The following is a 21,797-nucleotide window of genomic DNA, read 5'->3' as shown; positions in this document are numbered from 1 at the left end:
CCCACAAAGTTCTCCCGGCCGAGCGGTCCACCGCCGGCGCGATCGGGTCCCGAGTCGGCAGCCGACCGCGTCGAGAAACGCGTTCGGTAGGAGATTTATTCGGAGGGCGTTCCAACAGACCGGTGATGGTTTCCACAGGCGACTCCGCACCCACGTTCACCGCGACGCTCGGTACCAGCGACCACGAGGACTTCGACCTCGCCGACCGCATCGGCGACGGGCCCGTCGTCCTCGCCTTCTTCCCCGGCGCGTTCACCCCGCCGTGCACGAACGAGATGGTCGCGTTCCAGGACCGCATCGGCGAGTTCGAGGACGCGGGCGCAACGATCCTCGGCGTCAGCGCCGACTCGCCGTTCTCGCAGGGCGCCTTCCGCGAGGAACACGGCATCGAGTTCGACCTCGTCAGCGACATGGACGGCGACGCCATCCGCGAGTACGGTCTGGAGATGGACATCCCCGATCTGGGCCTGTACGGTAACGCGAACCGCGCGGTCTTCGTCATCGACGAGGAGGGCACCGTCGTCTACGACTGGGTCGCCGACGACCCCACCAACGAACCCGACTACGACGAACTGCTCGACGCCGTCGAATCGGCCTGACGAGCGGCTGTCCAAATCCTTATCAGGTAACTTCGACAAGCTTCCAGGGTGTCTCGCAGATTCTCACGCCGAGCGGTACTCCGGAGCGGTGCGCTGTTGACCGGCGCCGCCGTGGCCGGGTGCGCCACCGCACCGGGGAACGACTCGCTGTTCGCCGACGGATTCGAAGAGAGCGACGAACGCTGGTCCCGACAGAGCCACATTGGCCCCGAGGAGCCCAATTCGGAATTCGAGTGGGACATCGCGCTCAGCCAGGAGCAGGCGGCTGGGGGCGACTGGAGCCTCGAAGTCTTCACCGAGGGCGACCACGACGACGGGACGGCCTGGGTGACGGCCGAGATCCCGACCCCCGAGGACCCGTCGACCTTCTCGGTCTCCTTCCAGGCCTGGAGCGAGTCCGAGAGCTTCAACGTCCTCCGCAACGTCGTCGCCTACCTTGGTCCCGAACGACCGAGCGAGGAGGGTGACTTCCCCGACCCCGGCGCGAACTCGACGGCCGTCCCGGACGCCCCGCACGGCGGCCTCCGCGAACCGCTGCACCTCGCCGATGGCTGGCACGAGTACTCGTTCGACTGGGACCCAGACGAGGTCCCGAAGTCGCTGTTCCTGTCGCTCGGCGTCGCCGTCGTCTGGGAATCCGACGCGACGCACTACTTCGACGAGATCGAAGTGACCGCCGAGTAAGTCGCGGTCCGTCTACTCCGTTCACGTCCGCTCGCGAGCGAGCGGTCCGGCGATCGGGAACTCGAAAGCCATCCCGTTGTACGCCGTGAGCATCGCGACGACCCAGACGGCGATCGCGGCCGAGAAATACAGTTCTCCGACGAACCCCGCGACCGGGAAGAGCAGTAGCAGTCCGACGCCCAGGAAGACGCTCTGGAGCGCGTGGAACTCGTCGCGCTCGCCCGGGTCGGTGGCGTACCGGACGACGAGCCCACTCACTGGCATCAGCAGATACGACAGCGCGGCCAGCCGCCGTCTCTGCGCCCGCTCGTCTTCGTCACCCACGATGCATCATTCCTGTCACTGTGAAGTACAGTCTCGCCGGTGTCGGAAAAACTGTCTGGTGTCGTCCGTGGCGACGCCCGTCGTAGCTCGCGCTCACTGTCTCCAACTCAAACCGAAAACCGAAAGCAGCGAAAAGCGTCGGCCGCCGCTCAGCCGAACAGCACGGACGCGGCGTCGAAGGCGCTCGGCGAGAGCAGGCCGAAGGCGGGCAGGAGCGCGAACGTCACGAACGCAGCGATGACGACCGCGGCGTACAGCGAACTCGGGTACGAGTCGACCTCGAAGTCGCCGCTCGGTTCCTCGATCCACATCGCCTTGACGACCCGGCTGTAGTAGAACAGCGACAGGGCGCTGTTGACGATGAGCGAGGCGCCGAGCAGCCACGCGCCGGCCTTGGCGGTCGCGGCCAGCAGGTACAGCTTCGAGATGAACCCGCCGCCGATGGGCAGGCCCGCGAGGCTGAAGAGGAAGACGGTCATGGCGGCGCAGGCCAGCGGCGCCTGCTCCGAGAGACCGTTGAAGTCCTGGAAGGTACGGCCGATGCCCCAGTGTTCGGTGAGGGCGATGAACAGGAACGCGCCCGTGTTCATGAACCCGTAGACGAGCAGGTGCATCATGCTCGCGCCGAGGACGAAGCCCTGGTCGGGCGCGTTCAGCGCGGCGAGCCCGATGAGGACGTAGCCGGCGTGACCGACCGACGAGTAGGCGAGCATTCGCTTGACCTTCTCCTGGGTGGCGGCGGCGAAGTTACCGACGGTCATCGTGACGACCGCCAGCACGGTCACGGCCGTGATCCAGTCGACCATCGGGTCGCCGCCGGTGAGGCCGCCGACCTCGGGGAAGGCCGTCAGGAACACGCGGAACGCGACCACGAACCCTGCGGCCTTCGACGCCGACGACAGGAACGCCGAGATGGGCGCGGGCGCGCCCTCGTAGGCCTCGGGCGCCCAGAAGTGGAACGGGACGCTCGCGGTCTTGTACGCGAACCCGAGTAGGATCATGATGACGCCGATACCGAGGACCCCGGTCGGGACGCCCGACTCGGTGAGCGCCTCGGCGACGGCCCCGAGCTGTAGGCTCCCGGTCGCGGCGTAGACGAGGCTGATCCCGTAGGCGAGCACCGACGACGACAGCGCGCCGATGAGGAAGTACTTCAGGCCGCCCTCCACGCTGCCGCGGTTGGTCTTCAGGAACGCGACCAGCGCGAACGAGGGGAGGCTGGCGAGTTCGAGGCTGACGAAGACCGTCGCGAGGCCGTTGGCCGAGGCCATCAGCGACATCCCCGTCGCCGCGAGCAGGACGAGCGTGTAGTACTCGGCCTGGTAGGACTCGCCCTCCAGGTAGTCGTAGCTCGCCAGCGTGACGAGCGCTGTCACGCTGCCGATGATGACCACGAAGAACAGGCTCATCCCGTCGACGACGAGCTGGCCGTTGAACAGCTCGATGGCGCCGGTCCCGCGCGGTTGGCCGACCCCGAGGACGAGGAAGTACCCCGCGACGAGGAAGGCGGCCAGCGACGCCAGCGTCGAGATGCCGGCGAGGACGGCGTTGGAACTCGTGCCCGGCTGCGGGTCGATGCTGTCGACGACCAACAGCAGGAGCCCCGAGAGGGCGAGCACGAGCGTCGGGACGAGCGCGACCCAGTCGGCGACCGTGACGCCCGCGATCTCGACTACCATAGGCCGACACCTCCGAACATCAGCGGTTCAACAAGTGGGTTCACAGCGTCCTGGATCATCTGGTAGACCAGTCCCGGCCGCACGCCCAGCGCGATGACGAGCGCGAGCAGCACGACCAGCGGGGCCACGTCGTGGACGGGCGCCCGCGAGACATCGTAGTCGGTCGCGAGGCTGTACTCGCCGAACAGCGTCCGTTGCATCGCCCACAGCAGGTAGCCCGCGACGATGACGATGCCGAACATCCCGATCGCGGTCACCAGCGGCGCCGCCGGGATGACCGTCGACGAGAAGGCGCCCTGGAAGATCAGGTACTCCGCGGCGAAGCCGGCCATCAGCGGCAGGCCCATGTACCCGAACGCGGCGGCGACGAAGATGCCGACGGTCCAGGGCATCCGGTCGGCGATACCGGAGATGTCGCCGACCATCCGCGTGTGCGTCTCGTTGTAGATGACGCCGACCGTCATGAACATCAGCCCCGAGATGAGCCCGTGGGCGACCATCTGGAAGGTCGCGCCGCCGAAGCCGTGGGGCGTGAAGGCGATCAGCCCGACGATGACGTACCCCATCGACGAGATGGACGAGTAGGCGACGATGCGCTTGAGGTCCTGCTGGGCCAGCGCGAGCATCGCCCCGTAGATGATGCTCAGGACGCCGAAGGCGACGATGATTCCCGCGTTTGCCTGCGCGACCTCACGGAGCATCGTGAAGTTGAACCGCAGCAGCGCGTAGGTCCCCATCTTCAGGAGGACGCCCGCCAGCATGACCGACACCGGCGTGGGCGCCTCGACGTGGGCGTCGGGCAGCCACGTGTGGACCGGGAAGACGGGCACCTTCACCGCGAACCCGGCGAACATGAGGGTGAAGGCGATCAGCGTGAGGCTCCGGGGTTGGATGCCGGCGACGGCCGAGAGGTTGCCTCCCTCCCGGAGCGCCTGGGTGATCTCGGGCATCCCGAACGTCGAGATGGAGTCGCCGAGCCCGAACACGAGCGCCATGAAGCCCACGAACATGACCAGCGTCGCCACGTTCGTGTAGACGAAGAACTTGATGGCGGCGTACTTCCGGCGCGGGCCGCCCCAGACGCCGATGAGGAAGTACATCGGGATGAGCACGGCCTCCCAGAACACCAGCCACAGGAAGAAATCGAGCGCGGTGAACACGCCGATGAGGCTGGCCTCCATCAGGAGCATCAGCCCGTAGAACTGCGACTCGCGCTCGTCGATGGGCGTCCACGAACTGACCAGCGCGAGCGTCGTCAGCACGGTCGCCAGCAGGAGCAGCGGCATGCTGATCCCGTCGAGACCGACCTGCCACGCGATGTCGTAGCGGCCGAGGCTGACCCAGCCGAGGTTCGACTCGAACGCGAGCGTGCCTCCGAGCAGCGCGTTGCCCGCGCCGTCGAAGACCGAGTACATCCAGAGGGTGATCGCGACGGGCACGAGGCTCACCGCGGTGGCGAGCTTGCCCGCCCACTCGTCCGGCGCGAGGAAGACGAGGAAGGCGCCGACGAGCGTCACGCCGAGCAGCGCCTCGATGGGGCCTGCGATCGCCATCAGGCGACACCTCCCAGCACGACGAAGACGACGAGCAGCAACACGAGCGAGAGCGTCATCAGCGCCGCGTAGTTCGAGACGACGCCCGACTGGATGCGCCGGAAGCGCGAGCCGGTGAACAGGCTCACGCTACTGACGCCGTTGACGACGCCGTCGACGACGCCCTGGTCGAACTTGTCCGCCGCTCGCGCGAGCGGTACCGTCACGCCCTGTGCCAGCCAGACCTGATACTCGTCCTGGTAGTAGTTGTGCATGAGCAGCGTCTTCGCACCTCCCAGCTTGTCCGTGTGCTCGACCGGGTCGCGGACGTTGTACAGCGACCACGCGAGCCCGAGCCCGGCGAGCGCCAGCAGCAGCGAGATCGCACCGGGGATGAGCGGCGACAGGTGCGCCGCCTCGACGTGTGCGACGTGGTGGAGCAGCCCCTCCGAGCCGGTGTAGTGGTGGACCGACGTCGCGCCGATGTTGCCGTCGAGCCACTGGTGGAGGAACTCGATCTCCAGGTGGAACGTCTCCGCGACCGGCGTCATGTTGATGAACCCGACCGTCGCGGCGCCGATACCGAGCACCGCGAGCGGGAGCTTCACGTTCCAGCGCACGCCGTGGGGGTCACGGGCCGTCTCGGTCCGTGCGTCCCCGTGGAACGTCAGGAAGACCATCCGGAACGTGTAGAACGCCGTGAAGAACACGGCCAGCAGGCCCATCGCGTAGGCCAGCAGGTAGAGGTTCCCGAGGATGCCCTCGGTGCCGAGGCCGTGGACGATGGCCTCGAACAGGACCTCGTCCTTGGACCAGAAGCCGGCGAACGGGAAGATGCCCGCGAGCGCGAGCGACCCCGAGACGAACGTCCAGTAGGTGACGGGCATCCGCTCTTTGAGCCCGCCCATGTCCCACATGTTCTCGTTGTGGTGCATCGCGATGATGACCGACCCGGCGCCGAGGAACAGCAGCGCCTTGAAGATCGCGTGGGTGGTCAGGTGGAACACGGCGGCCGTGTACCCGCCCACGCCCAGCGCGAGCATCATGTAGCCGTACTGGCTGATGGTCGAGTACGCGAGCACCTGCTTGAGTTCCTGTTTGACGACCCCCATCGTCGCCGCGAACAGGGCGGTGAACCCACCGACCAGGGCGATGACCGCGAGCGCCGTCGGGCTGAGCAGGTAGAAGCCGTACATCCTGGCGACGAGGTAGACGCCCGCCGCGACCATCGTCGCCGCGTGGATGAGCGCCGAGACCGGCGTCGGGCCTTCCATCGCGTCGGGCAGCCACGTGTGCAGCGGGAACTGCGCCGACTTGCCGACGACGCCGCCCAGCACGAGCAGCCCGAGGACGGTGAACCACGTCCCCGCGCCGTAGCCGAAGTAGCTCTCGCCCTCTTCGAGGGCGTGCTCGGCCATCTGCGGGAAGCTCTCGGCGACCACCGAGCCGCCCTCGGTGATCGGGGCGAACAGGCCCGTGCCGAAGGTGGCGAAGATGCCGACCACGCCGATGAGGAAGAAGTAGTCACCGAAGCGGGTGACCAGGAACGCCTTCTTCGCGGCCGACGGCGGGCCGTCCTCGCGGAACCAGAAGCCGATGAGCAGGAACGAGCAGAGCCCGACCAGCTCGAAGAACATGAACGCCATCAGGATGTTGTTCGAGAAGACGAACGCGAGCATGCTCGCCGTGAACAGGCCGAGACCGGCGTAGTACCGGGGCAGGCCCGTCTCGCCCTCGTCGTTCATGTACCCCAGCGAGAAGATGTGGACGAGCAGGGCGATGAGCGAGACGATGATAAGCATGAGCGCCGTCAGCGGGTCGACGAGCACGCCCAGACGGAGCGTGACGGCGTTGTCGGCCACGCCGGCGACCCACGTGTAGAGGTTCTCGTTGTAGGTCGTCGCCGAACCCGTGATCCCGGCGACGGTCAGCGCCGTCCAGATCGACAGGACCAGGGAGCCTGCGGTCGCGACGATGCCGGCCTCGGCACCGCGCTTCGGCAAGTACTGCCCGGCGAACAGAGCGATTATGAACGCCAGGAACGGGAGCGCTGCGATCGCGGGAACGAAGTCGAATGCACCTGCCATCTTACCACCTCATCGTAGCCGCTTTCGTGACGTCGACGTCCTCGAAGTTGCGATACAGGACGAGGATGATGCCGATGCCGACCGCCACCTCGGCGGCGGCCAGCGCCATCGTGAACAGCGAGAACACCTGCCCCGTCAGGTTCCCGTGGTAGAACGAGAACGCGACGAGGTTGATGTTCGCCGCGTTGAGCATCAGCTCCACGGACATCAGGAACAGCAGCGCGTTGCGCCGCGTGAGGATGCCGTAGACGCCGATGCAGAAGATCGCCGCCGACAGCAGGAGGTAGTACTCCGGCAGCACCGCCATCAGTGGTCACCCCCGTCCGCGGCGTCGGTCGACTCGGTCGTGCGGTCGCGGTCGCCGCCGCGGCCCGCGATCCGGCGGCCCCCGTCGGCGAGCGCCGAGACGACGCTCTCGTCGTCCTCGCGACGAGCGAGCATGACCGCGCCGACTAGCGCGGCGACGAGCACGATGTCGATGATCTCGAAGGCGACCAGGAAGCTCTCGGCCTCGAAGGCTCCCTGGTCGAGCATGTCGAACATCGCGTAGCCGATGCTGGCGGTGATGCTGCCCTCGCCGAACCCGACCGGCCGCCCGAGCTGGCTCGTCATGAAGACGTAGGCGAAGACGGCGAACAGGGCCAGCGCGGCCAGTCCGTTGACGTAGTTGACGTCGGTCGCCAGCCGCGGACGCGAGGTCATGTTGCCACCTCGTCGGGCTGGGAATCTGTCTCGGTGAGCATGACGGCGAACGTGATGAGGACGAGCACCCCACCGACGTACACCAGTATTTGCATCGCGGCGATGAACTCGGCCTGAAGCATGACGTAGTGCACTGCGACCGACAGCAGTGCGACGCCGAGCATCAGCGCCGAGTGCCAGACGTCGCGCACCAGCACGACGCCCAGGCTGCTCCCCACTGTCACGAGGGCGAACAGCGCAAACGCGATTGACTCGAGCAATGCCATCGTTGTCTCGAATCTCCTACCGGACGCCCTTTGAAGATTTCTGTATCGTCCCGCGCGTGGCCGCTCACGCGCCCGAAACCGTTAGCGATTCGACGCAATCGCCCCCTTGGCCCCCCACGACCCCCCGGGCGACACCTGACGTGTTCGGCCGCAGGTCCCTCTCGGGGCTCTCCCGGCGCCCGGAACCCCCTCGCGCGCCTCGCGCGCGCTCGACTACCCCGAGCCGAGATGGTCCGGCCCGGGTCGAAATGGTCGGGCTCGACCGCTGGCGCTCACCAGCTTCTCGACACTGACACTCGACGACCGGGTCGCCCCTGCGATGGGGCCCTATTCGACCCGGTCGTCGTCGAACTGCGAGACGTACCGGACAGCAAGCAAGAGGACGCCCAACACGACGCCGACCGTGACGACGCCGAACGTCGCCATCCCGAGCGGCGTCGGCGGGAGGTCGACGAGGAAGAACAGCTCCGGGTCCATGCCCTCCGGGTTGACGTAGCCGAGCAGCGCGCCCATCGCGCCGGCGACGCCCAGCACCGCGAGGTACACCGTGATCACGACGCGCGGTCCCGCGACCCGCTCGGCCAGCGGCGGGCTGTCGGTGTTCGCTGTCACAGTCGGAGTTCGACCCACAGGTGGTTAGCCTTTTCACATCACGCCCGTTAGCTCGGGTATGAGCGACTTCGACGACGACTCCGGCTTCTCGGAGAAAGAACTACTCCTGTTCGTCCTCACCGCCATCGCTGTCCTCATGGCGGTCTCCGCCTTCGTGCTCGTCATCGGGGGGTAACCGCTCGCTTCCGGTCGCTCTCGCAGAACCGCGAGCGGCCGCTCGGCCAGTTTTCGTCGCCGGTCACCGGACAGCGGCGACACCGGAGAGTAGACGTGTGGGTACAGCGAGAAACGCGTCGGAATCGGGCCGGGGTCGTCAGTCGTCCGAGCGCTCGGTGGCGTCGGCGTCGTCGACGACTTCGCCGCCGTCCGCGAGCGCGGTCTCGGTGCGGCGCTCGTGCCACTGGAACTCGCGGCCGTGCTGGCCGGTGTCCTTGAGGTCCCACGGGTCGGGGTCCTCGACCTTCGGGGCGTCGAGCCACGAGGTGACGAGGTTCCAGACCAGGATGACCTGGCCGACCAGCAGGAGGATGGCGCCGAGCGAGGCCGCCTGGTGGGTGAGCGTCACCATGTCCAGCGGGGCGATGGCCTCGTTGAAATCGTAGGTCGCGTAGCGGCGGGGCATGCCCAGGTAGCCCAGGAACAGCATCGCGAAGAAGGTGATGTTGGTCCCGACCATCGACAGCCAGAAGTGCGCCTTCCCCAGCGTGCGCTGGTACATCCGGCCCGTGAAGATGGGGAACCAGTAGTAGAGGCCGGCGAAGACGGCGAAGCCGATGGCGCCCATCACGATGTAGTGGAAGTGGCCGACGACGTAGTAGGTGTCGTGGAGGACCTGGTCGACGGGGACCGAGGCGAGGAAGACGCCGGTCACGCCGCCGATGATGAAGTTCGAGATGAAGCCGATACAGAACAGCATCGGCGTCGTCAGGCGCAGGCGCCCGTTCCACATCGTCGTGATCCAGTTGAACGTCTTGACGGCCGAGGGTATCGCGATCGCCAGCGAGACCGCCATGAACGAGGCGCGCAGCCGCGGGTCGATGCCGGTCGTGAACATGTGATGGGCCCAGACGCCGAAGCTCAGGACGCCGATCGCCAGCGTCGAGTAGACGACGAACTTGAACCCGAACAGCTTCCGGCCGGCGAACCGCGGCAGGATGTAGCTCACCAGTCCCATCGGCGGGAGCACGAGGATGTACACTTCGGGGTGGCCGAAGAACCAGAACAGGTGCTGCCAGAGGATGGGGCCGCCGCCCTCGGTGACGAAGAACGTCGTGCCGAGGTTGCGGTCGAGCAGGAGCATGACGAGCGCGCTACCCAGCAGCGGGAACGCGAAGAGGATGAGCGCCGACTGGGTGAGGATGGTCCACGAGAAGATGTCGAGGTTCGCCCAGGTCACGTCGTCGTCACGCTCGGTGAAGATGGTCGCGATGAAGTTGATCGCACCCATCGTCGCGGAGACGCCGGTCAGGTGCAGACCGAGCAGCATGAGGTCGACGCCGCCGTTGGTCTGTTCGGCCGACAGCGGCGTGTACATCGTCCAGGCGGTCTGGGCGCCTTCCAGGCCCGGAACGAAGAACCCGGCCCAGATGAGCAGGGCGCCCGGCGGGAGCAGCCAGAACGCGATGGCGTTGATCCGCGGGAACGCCATGTCGTCGGCGCCGATCAGCAGCGGGATGAAGTAGTTCGAGAACGCCGCGATGATGGGCGTCCCGAACAGGAACAGCATCGTGATCCCGTGGCTGGTCATGATGGCGTTGTAGAAGCTGTTGCCGACGATGGCGCCGGTCGGCACGACGAGTTGCATCCGGATGAGGAAGGCCATGATGCCGCCGACGGCGAACGCGATGACGCCGAAGGTGCCGTAGAGGATGCCGATGTCCTTGTGGTCGACCGTCGTCAACCAGCGGATGATACCTGCCGGTTTCTCGCGGTGGACGTGGCCGCCGGCCTCGCCGTAGCCGCCGCCACCGCTCGCCAGCGGTGTGTACGTGCGCCAGTCTTCGACACGAGAGAGGAAAGCGGCGATGCCGACGAGGAAGACCCCCATCAACACCGTTAGCACGAGCTGCCCTGATGCCATACTCGAACCTCGGGACTGGGACCATATGAATGGTTAGGAAACCCTTCCGCCGAATCCGTTCGCGTCACCGTGTCAAGGGGAGAAGATCGTGAGGATCAAACGCACGATTTCGCCGCCGCTGGCGCGAGTCCCGAGCGGTAAGCACTGAGCGTCTCGGACGGGTGTCACTGGAGTGTCGAACAGGTAGCGCTGGGGCGTTCCAGTCAGTTAGCGCGGAGATCAGACGGCGGGGACGGAGAGTGGAGATGAGCGGACTGAGAAACCGGCTGGAATCGGCGAAGACGAGACGTCGTCGGTCAGGGCTATTCGGCGTCGTGACCGTGGTCGGCTTCCATCTCCATCTCGGCGGTCGAGATCGCCTTGCCGGCGTAGTAGGTCAGGATGATGAGCAGGACGGCGGTGCCGCCGACGATGGTGAACTGGAGGCTCGAAATGAGCGGATCGACGCCCCACGGGGCGAACAGGGCGAACGCGCCGATGAAGAAGATCAGGATTCCGAGCGGGATGAAGTTGACCGTCAGGTCGAGCAGGGTCTCGCGGTCGAAGACCTTCTCTGTCATACGTAAGGGGTTCGGCGACGCGGATAAATAGATTGGTGATTCGCGCCGGCGAGCGCCGACCTCGCGGGCGGATCTCGGCGGGGCGGGTCTCGCGCGCGGTCAGATACCGTGGTTTCGTCCGACCGCCTGGCTGACGCCGCCCGCGACGACCAGCATGACTCCCGCGACGGCGACCGCCATGCCCCGACCGGTGATGCCGGTCGGGTCGGCGATGATGCCCAGGATGTCGACCGACGAGGGCGACACCTGCGTCGCGACGACGACCGCTCCCAGGGCGGTGAAGGCGAGTCCGAGCGCGGCGAGCGTGCGCCAGGGCCGCCGCGCGTAGCCCGACTCCGCGAGGATGCCGGCGACGCTGGCACCGAGCAGGAGGACTCCGCCGACCGCGACGGGGAACACGCCGAGGAAGACGCCCACCTCCGAGAGGGCGAACCCAACGGCCACGAGGAGCGGCCACGGACTGGCCGTCCGATACTGGTCAGACAGTCCCGGTTGCTCTTCCATGCCCCGGCGTTGGGCCCGACGGGTGAAATGCACACCGGACTCGTCGTGGGCGTCGGGCAGTCGTCGGGTCCCTCTCGCTCGCCGGCCGTGGGCGCAAAGTATTTGGTTCGCATGGGGCTTGTCGTAGACAATGACCACGCGCGCTGTGGAGCAGTTCGACGAGTGGGAGTCGTCGCCGTTCCGGGACGGGTATCGCGGCCTGCACGACCTCGCCGAGGGGGAGTTCTCGGGGATCGTCGAGGCCGGCGGTGCGAAACTCTGTATGCTCAACGGAACGGTCGTCGGGATCCTCGACGGCGATATCGACTCGTTCGAGGACGCGACCGGCACCGCCTACGAGGCCCCGTCGCCGGCGCTCCCGCTGTTGGCGCTCATGCAGGAACGCAACGACGAGGTCCGCGCAAAGTACTACTCGGAAGACACGCCGCTCACGGAGGTCGACGACACGCTCGCCGACGGGGGGTTCACCGGCTTCGTCGAGCTGTCCGAGAACGTACTCAGCGGCGACTACTACGTCGTCTACCACCGCGGCCGCTCGATGGCCGTCGCGTGGGTCGGCAACTCCAGCCAACTGCTCACCGACGACGAGGCGTTCGACCGCGCCGACGACGAGGTGGGCATCTTCGAGGTCCGACCCGCGGAGATCGAACCCGTCGAGATCCCGGAGGTCGAGTCCGAGGACGCGGTCGAACCGGACGCGACCGCCGGGGACGCGACCGCCGGGGGCGCGGCCGCGAGCGGTGCGACGGAACCCGCGACGGACGAGAGCGACGACGCGGACGCGACGGCAAGCGCCGAGGGGGGCGCCGCGACGGCGGACGACGCGGCCGGCGCGGACCCGGCGGGAACCGCGGACGCGGACGGGTCCAGTGCGGCTGACGGCGAGGCCGAGACGCAGTCGACCGGCGCGAGCGCGTCCGCGGAGATGGCCGAGAGCGCGTCGTCGGAGGCCGGATCGTCGAGCGCGGCGTCGTCGGTGACGGATTCGGCCGGAGAGTCAGCGGATACGACGGCGGGGAGCACCGCGGACGAAGAACCGACGGAGGCGAGCGCGCGTGGCGTCGACGATGCGACCGACCGAGACACCGGTCGCGATCCCGCTCGTACCGACGACCGCGGCGCGGCCGACGACGCGCCGGCCGGCCCGACGGAGAGCGGTTCGGACGCGCGCGAGGGAGAGCCGGCCGAACCGTCGACCGGCCGCCAGGACGAGCCCGCCGGGTCGGGCCGGCGGCGCGACCACGAGGAGCCGAGTGGACCCGAGACGGCCCGCGACGAGCGCCCTCGGAGCGAGGAGCGAGCGAGTCGAACGCGCGAGTCGGAGCTGTCCAGCCGATCCGGGGACGGGGCGTCGAGCGAGCGGACCGACCGAACGGCGGAACCGAGCCGTACCGAGCGGACGACCGAAGCGGACGGCACCGACCGGACGGCGGAATCCGAGCGGCCCCGCTCCGACCGAAGCGAGTCCCGCAGCGCGTCGCGGTCGACGGAGTCGCACCGAGAGGCGGGCAGGGAACGGACCGACTCGTCCGGCGGGTCGTCGAGCCGGACGCCGGCGTCGACCGGGCGGGCCGACGAGTCGACCGCGTCGGCCCCGAGCCCAGACACCAGCGCCTCGGGAACGGGGTCCGCCGGAACGCCGGAGCAACTGGCCACGCACTCGATCCCGTCGCTCGATCCGGCCCGGACGACCTCGCGCGGGTCCGAATCGGAGTCGTCGCCCTCGCCCGCGCCGACGGCCGAAGAGCCGCCCGCGACCGACGCTTCGACCGCCACGACGGCGTCGGCGGAGGAGCGACCCGCCGGCTCCGCGAACGGACCGACCGAGCCCGCGACCGGGCGGCAGAACGGCCGGTCCACCCGTCGCGACCAGCCCGCGGGCGCCGAACGGACGGACGCTCGCCAGGAGCGGGCGGCCGAAGAGCCGCAACCGGCAGATGCCGGAACCCAGCCGTCCAGCGACCGGGTAGCCGACCTGGAGGCGGAACTGGAGGAGCGCGAAGCGGAGATAGAACGGCTCGAAGCGGACCTGGCGGCCGCCGAGACCGAGCGCGACGACCTCCGGGCCGAACTCGAATCGGTGCGGAGCGAGCGCGACGACCTCCGGTCGCGGCTCGACCCGCTCGAATCCGAGCGCGACCAGCTAGAGGCCGAACGCGACGACCTCGCCGGGGAGGTCGACGAACTCGAAGCGGAGGTCGAGCGACTCGAATCGCAGCTGCAGGAGATCGAGGCCGAGTTCGGCGACGCGGTGGACGCCGAGCGCCGGATGAGCCCGGGCGAGGCGCTCGACCAGACGAACCTGTTCGTCCGCTACGAGTCGAAGGGGAAGGCGACCCTGGAGACGGCCCACGCGGGCGACGCGAGCCGGGAGAAGGTAGGGGAGAACCTGGGTCTGGAGTACCACACGCAGTTCGACCGCGACAACGTCTCCGTGGGCGGGCTCCCCTTCGACGAGTTCCTCCGCGAGACCATCCAGTTCCAGTTCGTCACCTGGGTCATCAACGACCTGCTCTACGAGATCCGCGACACCGGGAAGGTCGCCGAGCTACAGGCGCTGTACGACGCCATCCCGAAGATCGACCGCGCGGAGCTCAACGGGACCGTCTCCACGGAGTACACCGAGGACGGCCAGGAGCGCCGCAGCCAGGAGTCGTTCGACGTGGTGATGCGCGACCGGATGGGCAACCCGCTGCTGACCGCGAACATGAACGACTCCCGGCAGGCCGCGAGCGAGAGCATGATGTCCGCGCTGGTCACCGCCTCCTCGCACGTCGGCGAGTCGACGGAGACGCTCGGGGCGTCGTTCCTCGTGACGTCGAGCTTCTTCGAGCCGGAAGCGCTGGAGACGGCCGCGGAGGCGACCAGCGGCGGACTGCTCAGCCGCGACAAGCGCGAGAGCTTCGTGAAGCTCTCCCGGAAACAGGGGTATCACCTCTGTCTCGTCGAGGCGCGCGAAGACAAGTTCCACCTGGCCGTCCCGGAACTGTGAGGCCAGAAGCGTAAATCGCCGGTCGCAGAATCAGTTCTCGACTTCGGCCGCTTCCTCGATCTTCATCCCTTCGAGCTTCTCGATGATGTGGTCGATCTTGCCGTCGAGGTCCTCGACGAACTCCCCCGTCTGCTCCGTCGTGATGGCCCCCTGGCTGGACGGCTCGATCAGGTTCTCCTCTTCGAGGACGCGCAGCGAGTAGCGCACCTTGTGGTGCGGGTAGCCCGTCTCGTTGGACATCTTCACGATCCCGATCGGCTCGTTCTGTATCACCATCCGCAACACCTGCAGATGGCGCTCCAGCATGTCTACTTCCTTCTCAAGTCTGTCTATCATGGCAATTGTTAACTTGTGTTTGAGGGTTTTAAAGGTTGCTGTCGAAAGGGGGATCGACGGACGACAAACCGCCGCCGTCAAGCGGTATTCCGTTCGGACCGCGGCCGGATCGATGACGATCCGGACGTTCTCCGTGGTAGCAGTTAACGATTCCGATGACGCGTGCGCGTGATTGCGCGGACGAGTGCGGGGTGAATCAGGTATCGGGAGGCGGGCGGTGGCCGGCGGACGACGGGCGGTCGGGCGATGGACCGTAATCGGTTTACCCCGGTGGGCGAAATCTCGGGTGTATGACCGTCACCATCGTCGGTTCGCAGCTCGGCGACGAGGGGAAGGGTGGCATCGTCGACGTCTTCGGCGACGACGCCGACGTCGTCGTTCGCTACCAGGGCGGCGACAACGCCGGCCACACCGTCGTCCACGAGGGCGAGGAGTACAAGCTCTCGCTCGTCCCGAGCGGCGCGATCCGCGGCAAGGTCAACGTCCTCGGCAACGGCTGCGTCGTCAACCCGCGAACGCTCTTCGAGGAGCTCGACACCCTCCGCGAGCGCGGCCTCGACCCCGACGTGCGCGTCGCCGAACGCGCCCACGTCATCCTGCCGTACCACCGCCTGCTCGACGGCATCGAGGAGGAAGTCAAGAGCGAAGACGACGACGAGATCGGGACCACCGGCCGCGGCATCGGCCCGACCTACGAGGACAAGGCCGGCCGCCGCGGCGTCCGCGTCGGCGACCTGCTCGACCCCGACGTCCTCCGCGAGCGCCTGGAGTACGCCGTCCCGCAGAAGCGCGCCCTCGTCGAGGACGTCTTCGGCCTCGACGTCGCCGACCTGGACGACCCCGACGCACTCGACGTCGACGCCCTCTACGACGAGTTCTCGGAGTACGGCGAGCGACTCGCCGAAGAAGGCATGACAGTCAACGCCGGCAGCTTCCTCGCCGACAGGATGGCCGACGGCGCCAACGTCATGCTGGAGGGCGCCCAGGGGACCATCCTCGACATCGACCACGGCAACTACCCCTACGTCACCTCCTCGAACCCGACGGCGGGCGGCGCCTGCACCGGGACCGGCCTCGCGCCGGGCGTCGTCGGCGACGGCGAAGTGATCGGCATCGTCAAGGCCTACCTCTCGCGGGTCGGTAGCGGCCCGATGCCGACTGAACTCGGCGGCGTCCCCGGTGACACCCCGGGCTACGACGGCGACCCCGAGAACCCCCGGACCGAACGCGAAGAACTGGCCGTGTACATCCGCGACGAAGGCCACGAGTACGGCACCGTCACCGGTCGCCCCCGCCGCGTCGGCTGGCTCGACGTGCCGATGCTCCGGCATGCCGCGCGCGCCAACGGGTTCACCGGGCTGGCGGTCAACCACGTCGACACCCTGGCCGGGCTGGACGAAGTGAAGGTCGGCCACACCTACACGCTCGACGGCGAGGAACTGCGCACGATGCCCGCCACGACCGAGCAGTGGGGCGAGTGCGAGGCGAACCTGCGGACCTTCGACGGCTGGGAAGACGCCGACTGGGCCGCGGTCGCCGAGGAGGGCTACGAGGCCCTGCCCGAGAACGCCCGCACCTACCTCGAATACCTCGAAGACGAACTCGGCGCCCCGGTCTACGCCGTCGGCGTCGGCCCCGGCCGCTCGGAGACCGTCGTCCGCGAGAACCCCTTCTGATCCGTCGATCCGAGCGCTCGTCGGCGCTCGCAAATATCTCGCTCCGCGAAACACTCTTAGTGGTCTCGCCGCGTATGCGAATGTGTGACAATGGCGCGATAGAGCGTCTCGGTCCGGTGCACCGGCAGTGCGAGGAGTCCGTAACACAGCGAGGTCACAGTGTCAGCACACGACTCAGAGCCGATACGGCGGAGCATCGAGGTCGAATACTGGGTGATCGACGGCGACGGGCGGCTGGTCGAGCCCGGGTCGCTCGTCGAGGCGTCCGCGGGCGCCGAGCGCGAGTTCGTCGAGCCGCTGCTGGAGATCAAGACCACGCCGTGCGAGTCGACAGCGGCGCTCAGGCGGGAGCTATACCGGCGGATCGAATCGGTGCTAGACCGTGCCGATGAGGTCGGAAAGGGACTCGTTCCGCTGGCGACGCCAACGCCGGTGAGATCGCCGAACTACCGACCGAGCGGACGCGGGTGCAGAACAGGGTCGTCGGCGAGGACTTCGAGTACGTGCGCCGCTGCGCGGGGACACACGTCCACGTCGAGCAACAGCCCGGGCTGGCGGTCGACCAGCTGAACGCGTTCGTCGCGCTCGACCCCGCGCTCGCGCTGGTCAACTCCTCGCCGTACTTTCGCGGTGGGCGCCTCGCCGCGGGCGCGCGCTCGAAGCTCTACCGCTGGATGGCCTACGACGACGTCCCCCACCAGGGGCGGCTGTGGTCGTACATCGACGACGCCGAGGAGTGGACGCGGCGGATAGAACGCCGGTACGAGGCGTTCGAGACGGCCGCGATGGAAGCCGGCGTGAATCGGCGGCTCGTCGCGTCGAACTTCGACCCCGAGAGCGCCGTGTGGACTCCCGTCCAGTTCCGGGAGACCTTCTCGACCGTCGAGTGGCGCTCGCCCGACACCGCCCTCCCGAGCGAGGTGGTGCGGCTCGCGGACCGACTCGCCGCCCTCGTCGCCCACCTCGAGGACGCCGAGGTCCGCATCGAGGGCGAGGAGGGACGGATCACCGACGAGGAGGTCGTGCTCCCGGAGTTCGACGCGGTCATCGAGTACGTCAACGAGGCGATCCGCGACGGGCTCTCCTCCGGGCGGGTCCGCTCGTACCTCGACCGGATGGGCTTCGACGTCGAGGCGTACGACCCGGTCTCCCACGAGATCGACGGCGCGGCACCGGTCTCTCGGGACCGGGCGCGCGAGATCCGGCTGGACCACGCCGCGCGGCTCGAGGCGGACGTCCGCCGCTCGAAGGCGGTCGCCGACGATTGAGACGGCGTCGCGTCCGGGGAGACGGTCGTTCGCGTCAGAACTGGCCCGCGTCGGACCGTCGGCCGTCCGTCCGGCACGCTTTTTTGCCACCGTTCCGGAGTGAGAGCCATGAAGGAGGACCTGATGGACATCATCTGCTGCCCGCTCGACAAGCACGACCTCGAACTCGACGTGACCGAGCGCGACGACGAGGAGATCATCGAGGGGACGCTCACCTGCACCGAGTGCGGCGAGGTGTACCCCATCGAGGACGGCATCCCGAACCTGCTGCCGCCGGACATGCGCGAGGAAGCGCCCGCCTGAAGCGGTTCCGGCCCCGTCGCCGAACAGCCGTCCCGCCGGCGCCGCGCGTCCCAGTCGTCGGCGAAGCGCCGGCGTCGCGCCGCCGAGCGGTCGATCGGCCTGAACCTTTTTCTACCGTCCACGACGACTGACTGACGTGCCCGAGGAACCGTTGCCCGTCCACGTCAACCGGGAGCAGCTCCACGCCGTGGAGGTGCCCGACCGGTTCGAGACGGACGGGTCGTTCGACATCGCCGTGATCAACCACGGTCAGTCGGTCCACGTCCATCTCCACCTCGACGACGGCCTCTCGGAGATAGCCACCATCGAGGCCAGCAACCACTTCGTCGACGGCGAGAGCCAGCGGGCCGTCCGGGTCACCGTCGACGGCGAGGGCGAGGCCACCGGAACCCTCAAGATCGCCGCCGCCTACGGTGCGGAGACGCGCTACGTCACCGTCCGGATCACCGAACCCGAGGAGACCCAGCAGACCGTCGAGGTCGACGAGTCGCTCTCCAAGCCCCAGCCCAGAGAGCCGGAGTCCGGGGGCGAGGGGTCGGGGCTCGCCTCGGTCGTCGAGCGTCCGGAGTTCGTGGTCCTCGTCCTCGGCGTGGTCGCGCTCGCGGCCGCGACGGGGGTCGCACTGCTCGTCGACGACGTGGTGGTCGTCGGCGGCGCGCTGGCCGTGCTCGTCGGCGTCCTCGTCGCCGTCTACATCGTCCTCACGGGCTGAGAAACAGGCGCTGGCCGTCGGCCCGCCGTCAGTCGCTGGCTTCCTCGGTCGCCTCGTCCTCGTCGGCCGTCGACTCCGCGTCCCCGGCGTCTGCGCCCTCGGCGTTCGACGCGTCCGGGTCGGTCGGCACCCCGGAGAGGTTCCCCGCCTCGTCGAAGCGTTTGGCGCGGAGGAAGCGCGCTCGGTAGCGGTTCGCGCCGTCGTAGACGTCCGCCTCCCGGATCTCCTCCGTGCGGCCGTCGGCGACGGCGTCGATGATCTCCTCGACCTGCTCTTTCTCGCTCGGCGTGAGTTCGAACTCGTACGTCCGGGACTGCTCGCCTTCGAGTTTCGTCCAGCGCCGCGCGGCGGAGACGACGACCGAGCAGGGCTCGCGGCAGGGGAACTCGCCGTCGCCGCCGTCGACGTCGAGGTCGGTCTCCTCGTCGTACTGCCACTCGCGGCGCTTGAGACACTGCGAGTCGACGCAGCAGGACTCGGCCACCCAGTTCACGTGTTCGTGGCCCTCGCCGCGGTCCCAGGTCTCGATGACGCCGTAGATTCCGCTCTGGCGCTCCATGGTCTCACGCCAGTGGGAGACGTCGAGGGCCCCCTCGCGCTCGCGGTGCCAGTTGGCGACCGTCGCCGGGTAGAAGCTGTCTATCGTGCGGACGGCCTCCGCGGGGTCCAGATCGGGGAAGCGCCAGCCCGTCCGGAGCGTCGGCGCGGTCTTCAGCGGCCGGAACCGCTCGCGGTCGTCGAGTTTCGCGATCTGGCGGGCGTCCAGCGGGTCCTCGTGGTCGTCCAGCGCGTCGGCGGCGGCGTCGGCGTCGTCCACGTGGCGGATCGCGTACCGGCGCGACCCGGTGTCGTCGACCGTGACCGTCACGTGGAGCTGGCCCCACTCGCGGGTGAGGCCGGCGTCGAGCGCCTCGTACCGCTCGCCGACGCGCCGGTCGTCGGCGCCTTCGAGCCAGCGGAGGAAGCTCCACCGGTCCTCGGCCTGGGGCGCCTCCGCGTGCCAGAAGTACCAGTTCGTGACGTAGGGGGCGTACTCCGCGGCGGCGTCGTCGAGGTTCTCGGCGTGGACCACTCGCTTGGACCCCTCCTCCGTGGCGAGGACGTACCCCTCGCCCTCGGTCTCGGCCGCGAACCCGTCGAACTCGATGCCGTCCGCGGCGGCCTCCGCGAGCGCTTCCACCTGTGCCCGGTCCACCTGCGCGGCGTTCATACCCGGAGCGACGGACTGTATCCGAATAAGTCGTCCGTCTGCGGCAGGCGACTGCGGGACCGCTCGTCGCCGACAGCGGCGTCCTCGTCGTCGCGGAGAACGAACCGGTCTGTCACTACCGCGAGAGAGGCGTCTGACGGCCGAGCGAACCAGCGCAGTCAGTCGTCGGCCGGTTCCGCGCCCCCGGTCTCGGCGCGGACGCGCTCGACGGCCGCCTCCACGTCGGCGCCGGCGTCGGCCGTCCGCTCTAGGACCACGTCGGCCATCAGCGGTTCGGTCCCGACCGCGCCGGAGTACCAGACCCGGTGGCCGTCGACCTCGGCGGGGGTGTCCCAGCCCTCGCGGTAGTCGTCGGTCAGGCCCATGTCCTCGGGGATGTCCTCCTGGGTGTGGTAGCCGTCGGCGATGAACAGGGGGACGACCACGATGTCGTCGCTCTCGAAGAAGTCGGTCACGTCGTCGACCTCGGGGTCCTCGTCCATGAACAGCGCCTTCACCTCATCGAAGCGGCCGGTCTCGCCGATGCGGTCGGCGTGGTACTCGATGGCCTTCGCCGAGTTCTCGTTGCGCTCGGTGCCGTGGCCGACCACGGCGAGGCCGAAGCCCTCGCCCACGTCGGGGTCGCCGGTCACCGACTCGGCGCGCTGGACGATCACGTCGCTCATCGCCTCGTGGGTGCCCACGGGGCCGCAGTAGTGGACCGTCTTGTTCACGTCGGTCGCCCGCAGCGTCGCGTGGGTGGCGCTGGTGCCGTCGGAGTCCCAGGCCTCGGGGTCCCAGTCGTCGAGGCGCAACTCGCGGGGGATGACCTCCTCGGTGAAGTAGCCCTCGGAGATGAACAGGGGGACGACGTACACCTCGTCGCTCTCGACCGTCCGGAGCACCTCGCGGAAGGAGGGCTCCTCCTTCCAGAACGACTCCCGGACCTCGTCGAAGGCGCCGGTCGCGCGGATGGTGTCGGCGTGGTCGAACGTCGGCGCACTCGCGCCGGCGCTGAGATGCGACCCGTGGGCGACGATGACGAGCGCTTCCATACCCTCGGGTAGGGAAAACTCCCCCATAGGGGTGTCGTTGGCCTTCTGCAACCGGCGGCCGCCGTCGGCGATGTCCGCGGCGATCGTCCGGCCGCCGTCTCCCCCGTCCCCTCCGGGAGATTTTTCGCGGCCGGCGTCCATCCGCAGGGTATGACGCTCGCCGCTGACACCCGCGAGGCCGTGCGCCGCCACCCGTTCCTCTTCGACGCGCTCCGGGCCGGCGTGGTCAACTACAGCGCCGCCGCCCGCTTCCTCAACGTCGACGGCGAGACCGACGCGGTGGTCGCCGCCCTCCGCCGCTTCGCCGAGGACCTGCCCGAGTACGAGCGACCGGGCTCGGCCCCGCCGGTGAACATGCAAAGCGGGCTCGGCGAGGGCGACCCCGCCGACGCGCTGCTCGCGGTGGGCGACCTCGCGCTCGTCCCGGACTCCGGGTCGCTGACCGCCATCACGGCGGGCGGGGACGCCGACGCCGCGGCGCTCAGACAGGTGCTCGGCCGGCTCGAAACCGCCGAGGTGCCGGTCGAGGCCGCGGCGTTCGGCGGGGGCTCGCTCGTGGTCGTCGTCGGGCGGCGGAGCGGCCCCGACGCGCTCAGAGCGGTCGAGGACGCGCTCGCGGGGTGACCCTGTCACGCCG

General features: G+C 68.5%; 21 protein-coding genes and 1 pseudogene. 8 read left to right on the top strand and 14 right to left on the bottom strand.

All coding sequences use genetic code 11. From position 1 onward, the window contains the following. Window positions 1-125: 125 nt before the first annotated feature. Window positions 126-599 carry a redoxin domain-containing protein gene (locus PSC72_RS03455; protein WP_274324494.1) on the top strand — a complete coding sequence of 158 codons (474 nt, stop codon included), beginning with the start codon at window positions 126-128 and terminating at the stop codon, window positions 597-599. A gap of 48 nt (window positions 600-647) precedes the next feature. Further along, window positions 648-1,283, top strand: coding sequence for a hypothetical protein (locus tag PSC72_RS03450; protein ID WP_274324493.1), 636 nt, complete (start codon window positions 648-650; stop codon window positions 1,281-1,283). Between the two features lie 21 nt (window positions 1,284-1,304). Here PSC72_RS03450 and PSC72_RS03445 read toward each other — a convergent pair whose 3' ends face one another. From PSC72_RS03445 to PSC72_RS03395, 11 genes are all read right to left on the bottom strand, one after another. Further along, a complete protein-coding gene (locus PSC72_RS03445) occupies window positions 1,305-1,607 on the bottom strand; it encodes a hypothetical protein (protein WP_274324492.1) in 303 nt (100 codons plus the stop codon). 149 nt (window positions 1,608-1,756) lie between these two features. Next, window positions 1,757-3,286: an NADH-quinone oxidoreductase subunit N gene (locus PSC72_RS03440; protein ID WP_274324491.1), complete on the bottom strand. Its 1,530-nt coding sequence runs from the start codon at window positions 3,284-3,286 to the stop codon at window positions 1,757-1,759. Next, window positions 3,280-4,839: a complex I subunit 4 family protein gene (locus PSC72_RS03435; RefSeq protein WP_274324490.1), complete on the bottom strand. Its 1,560-nt coding sequence runs from the start codon at window positions 4,837-4,839 to the stop codon at window positions 3,280-3,282. Before PSC72_RS03435 ends, PSC72_RS03440 begins: the two co-directional genes overlap by 7 nt. Next, the gene (nuoL, locus tag PSC72_RS03430) at window positions 4,839-6,905 is read right to left on the bottom strand and encodes an NADH-quinone oxidoreductase subunit L (RefSeq protein ID WP_274324489.1); all 2,067 of its coding nucleotides are present in this window, start codon (window positions 6,903-6,905) and stop codon (window positions 4,839-4,841) included. The genes PSC72_RS03435 and nuoL overlap by 1 nt, the downstream gene beginning before the upstream one ends. Before the next feature lies 1 nt (window position 6,906). After that, window positions 6,907-7,212, bottom strand: a complete 306-nt coding sequence (gene nuoK / locus PSC72_RS03425) for an NADH-quinone oxidoreductase subunit NuoK (protein WP_382261151.1) — start codon at window positions 7,210-7,212, stop codon at window positions 6,907-6,909. Continuing rightward, window positions 7,212-7,607: a hypothetical protein gene (locus PSC72_RS03420; RefSeq protein ID WP_274324488.1), complete on the bottom strand. Its 396-nt coding sequence runs from the start codon at window positions 7,605-7,607 to the stop codon at window positions 7,212-7,214. Before PSC72_RS03420 ends, nuoK begins: the two co-directional genes overlap by 1 nt. Then, window positions 7,604-7,873 (bottom strand): NADH-quinone oxidoreductase subunit J, encoded by a 270-nt coding sequence (locus PSC72_RS03415; protein WP_274324487.1) that lies wholly within the window; start codon window positions 7,871-7,873, stop codon window positions 7,604-7,606. The genes PSC72_RS03420 and PSC72_RS03415 overlap by 4 nt, the downstream gene beginning before the upstream one ends. Before the next feature lie 327 nt (window positions 7,874-8,200). Next, window positions 8,201-8,485, bottom strand: a complete 285-nt coding sequence (locus tag PSC72_RS03410; RefSeq protein ID WP_274324486.1) for a DUF7520 family protein — start codon at window positions 8,483-8,485, stop codon at window positions 8,201-8,203. A 313-nt stretch (window positions 8,486-8,798) separates the two neighbouring features. Further along, entirely contained in the window at window positions 8,799-10,565 is a 1,767-nt protein-coding gene (ctaD, locus tag PSC72_RS03405) for a cytochrome c oxidase subunit I (RefSeq protein ID WP_274324485.1), read from the bottom strand. Between the two features lie 302 nt (window positions 10,566-10,867). Further along, window positions 10,868-11,125, bottom strand: coding sequence for a DUF6684 family protein (locus PSC72_RS03400; protein ID WP_274324484.1), 258 nt, complete (start codon window positions 11,123-11,125; stop codon window positions 10,868-10,870). Between the two features lie 99 nt (window positions 11,126-11,224). Then, on the bottom strand, window positions 11,225-11,629 hold the full coding sequence (locus PSC72_RS03395; protein WP_274324483.1) for a DUF7541 family protein: 405 nt from the start codon (window positions 11,627-11,629) through the stop codon (window positions 11,225-11,227). Window positions 11,630-11,759: 130 nt separating this feature from the next. On the opposite strand from PSC72_RS03395, the gene PSC72_RS03390 reads away from it, so the two are divergent. Beyond that, window positions 11,760-14,621, top strand: coding sequence for a DUF7527 domain-containing protein (locus tag PSC72_RS03390; protein WP_274324482.1), 2,862 nt, complete (start codon window positions 11,760-11,762; stop codon window positions 14,619-14,621). 30 nt (window positions 14,622-14,651) lie between these two features. Here PSC72_RS03390 and PSC72_RS03385 read toward each other — a convergent pair whose 3' ends face one another. Then, a complete protein-coding gene (locus PSC72_RS03385; RefSeq protein ID WP_123533187.1) occupies window positions 14,652-14,957 on the bottom strand; it encodes a hypothetical protein in 306 nt (101 codons plus the stop codon). A 290-nt stretch (window positions 14,958-15,247) separates the two neighbouring features. On the opposite strand from PSC72_RS03385, the gene PSC72_RS03380 reads away from it, so the two are divergent. The 4 genes and pseudogenes from PSC72_RS03380 to PSC72_RS03360 all read left to right on the top strand — a co-directional run bounded on the left by PSC72_RS03380 (window position 15,248) and on the right by PSC72_RS03360 (window position 18,916). Further along, window positions 15,248-16,633: an adenylosuccinate synthase gene (locus PSC72_RS03380; protein WP_274324481.1), complete on the top strand. Its 1,386-nt coding sequence runs from the start codon at window positions 15,248-15,250 to the stop codon at window positions 16,631-16,633. Window positions 16,634-16,792: 159 nt separating this feature from the next. Next, window positions 16,793-17,901: pseudogene (locus PSC72_RS03370) on the top strand (glutamate-cysteine ligase family protein). 108 nt (window positions 17,902-18,009) lie between these two features. Then, complete coding sequence (locus tag PSC72_RS03365; protein WP_274324478.1) at window positions 18,010-18,204, top strand: methytransferase partner Trm112; 195 nt, start codon at window positions 18,010-18,012, stop codon at window positions 18,202-18,204. A gap of 136 nt (window positions 18,205-18,340) precedes the next feature. Next, window positions 18,341-18,916: a DUF7524 family protein gene (locus tag PSC72_RS03360; protein WP_274324477.1), complete on the top strand. Its 576-nt coding sequence runs from the start codon at window positions 18,341-18,343 to the stop codon at window positions 18,914-18,916. Window positions 18,917-18,944: 28 nt separating this feature from the next. Here the strand turns inward: PSC72_RS03360 and PSC72_RS03355 are convergent, their stop codons facing one another. Together PSC72_RS03355 and PSC72_RS03350 are read right to left on the bottom strand one after the other, a co-directional pair. Beyond that, window positions 18,945-20,126 carry a DR2241 family protein gene (locus tag PSC72_RS03355; protein WP_382261146.1) on the bottom strand — a complete coding sequence of 394 codons (1,182 nt, stop codon included), beginning with the start codon at window positions 20,124-20,126 and terminating at the stop codon, window positions 18,945-18,947. 158 nt (window positions 20,127-20,284) lie between these two features. Further along, window positions 20,285-21,160: a CbiX/SirB N-terminal domain-containing protein gene (locus tag PSC72_RS03350; protein ID WP_274324476.1), complete on the bottom strand. Its 876-nt coding sequence runs from the start codon at window positions 21,158-21,160 to the stop codon at window positions 20,285-20,287. Window positions 21,161-21,310: 150 nt separating this feature from the next. On the opposite strand from PSC72_RS03350, the gene PSC72_RS03345 reads away from it, so the two are divergent. Continuing rightward, the gene (locus tag PSC72_RS03345) at window positions 21,311-21,784 is read left to right on the top strand and encodes a DUF7523 family protein (RefSeq protein ID WP_274324475.1); all 474 of its coding nucleotides are present in this window, start codon (window positions 21,311-21,313) and stop codon (window positions 21,782-21,784) included. Window positions 21,785-21,797: the final 13 nt, after the last annotated feature.

This window comes from Halosimplex aquaticum, assembly GCF_028747785.1.
In the GTDB taxonomy this organism is placed as follows: Archaea; Halobacteriota; Halobacteria; order Halobacteriales; family Haloarculaceae; genus Halosimplex; species Halosimplex aquaticum.
This window is presented reverse-complemented; position numbering and strand designations above follow the sequence as displayed.

What these genes read in the sequence shown, in the direction of transcription:
- PSC72_RS03395 (WP_274324483.1), bottom strand. Translation starts at nt 11,629, where the DNA reads ATGGAAGAGCAACCGGGACTGTCTGACCAGTATCGGACGGCCAGTCCG.
- PSC72_RS03435 (WP_274324490.1), bottom strand. Translation starts at nt 4,839, where the DNA reads ATGGCGATCGCAGGCCCCATCGAGGCGCTGCTCGGCGTGACGCTCGTC.
- PSC72_RS03345 (WP_274324475.1), top strand. Translation starts at nt 21,311, where the DNA reads ATGACGCTCGCCGCTGACACCCGCGAGGCCGTGCGCCGCCACCCGTTC.
- PSC72_RS03400 (WP_274324484.1), bottom strand. Translation starts at nt 11,125, where the DNA reads ATGACAGAGAAGGTCTTCGACCGCGAGACCCTGCTCGACCTGACGGTC.
- PSC72_RS03355 (WP_382261146.1), bottom strand. Translation starts at nt 20,126, where the DNA reads ATGAACGCCGCGCAGGTGGACCGGGCACAGGTGGAAGCGCTCGCGGAG.
- PSC72_RS03385 (WP_123533187.1), bottom strand. Translation starts at nt 14,957, where the DNA reads ATGATAGACAGACTTGAGAAGGAAGTAGACATGCTGGAGCGCCATCTG.
- nuoL (WP_274324489.1), bottom strand. Translation starts at nt 6,905, where the DNA reads ATGGCAGGTGCATTCGACTTCGTTCCCGCGATCGCAGCGCTCCCGTTC.
- PSC72_RS03420 (WP_274324488.1), bottom strand. Translation starts at nt 7,607, where the DNA reads ATGACCTCGCGTCCGCGGCTGGCGACCGACGTCAACTACGTCAACGGA.
- PSC72_RS03455 (WP_274324494.1), top strand. Translation starts at nt 126, where the DNA reads ATGGTTTCCACAGGCGACTCCGCACCCACGTTCACCGCGACGCTCGGT.
- PSC72_RS03440 (WP_274324491.1), bottom strand. Translation starts at nt 3,286, where the DNA reads ATGGTAGTCGAGATCGCGGGCGTCACGGTCGCCGACTGGGTCGCGCTC.
- PSC72_RS03380 (WP_274324481.1), top strand. Translation starts at nt 15,248, where the DNA reads ATGACCGTCACCATCGTCGGTTCGCAGCTCGGCGACGAGGGGAAGGGT.
- ctaD (WP_274324485.1), bottom strand. Translation starts at nt 10,565, where the DNA reads ATGGCATCAGGGCAGCTCGTGCTAACGGTGTTGATGGGGGTCTTCCTC.
- PSC72_RS03365 (WP_274324478.1), top strand. Translation starts at nt 18,010, where the DNA reads ATGAAGGAGGACCTGATGGACATCATCTGCTGCCCGCTCGACAAGCAC.
- PSC72_RS03350 (WP_274324476.1), bottom strand. Translation starts at nt 21,160, where the DNA reads ATGGAAGCGCTCGTCATCGTCGCCCACGGGTCGCATCTCAGCGCCGGC.
- PSC72_RS03390 (WP_274324482.1), top strand. Translation starts at nt 11,760, where the DNA reads ATGACCACGCGCGCTGTGGAGCAGTTCGACGAGTGGGAGTCGTCGCCG.
- PSC72_RS03415 (WP_274324487.1), bottom strand. Translation starts at nt 7,873, where the DNA reads ATGGCATTGCTCGAGTCAATCGCGTTTGCGCTGTTCGCCCTCGTGACA.
- nuoK (WP_382261151.1), bottom strand. Translation starts at nt 7,212, where the DNA reads ATGGCGGTGCTGCCGGAGTACTACCTCCTGCTGTCGGCGGCGATCTTC.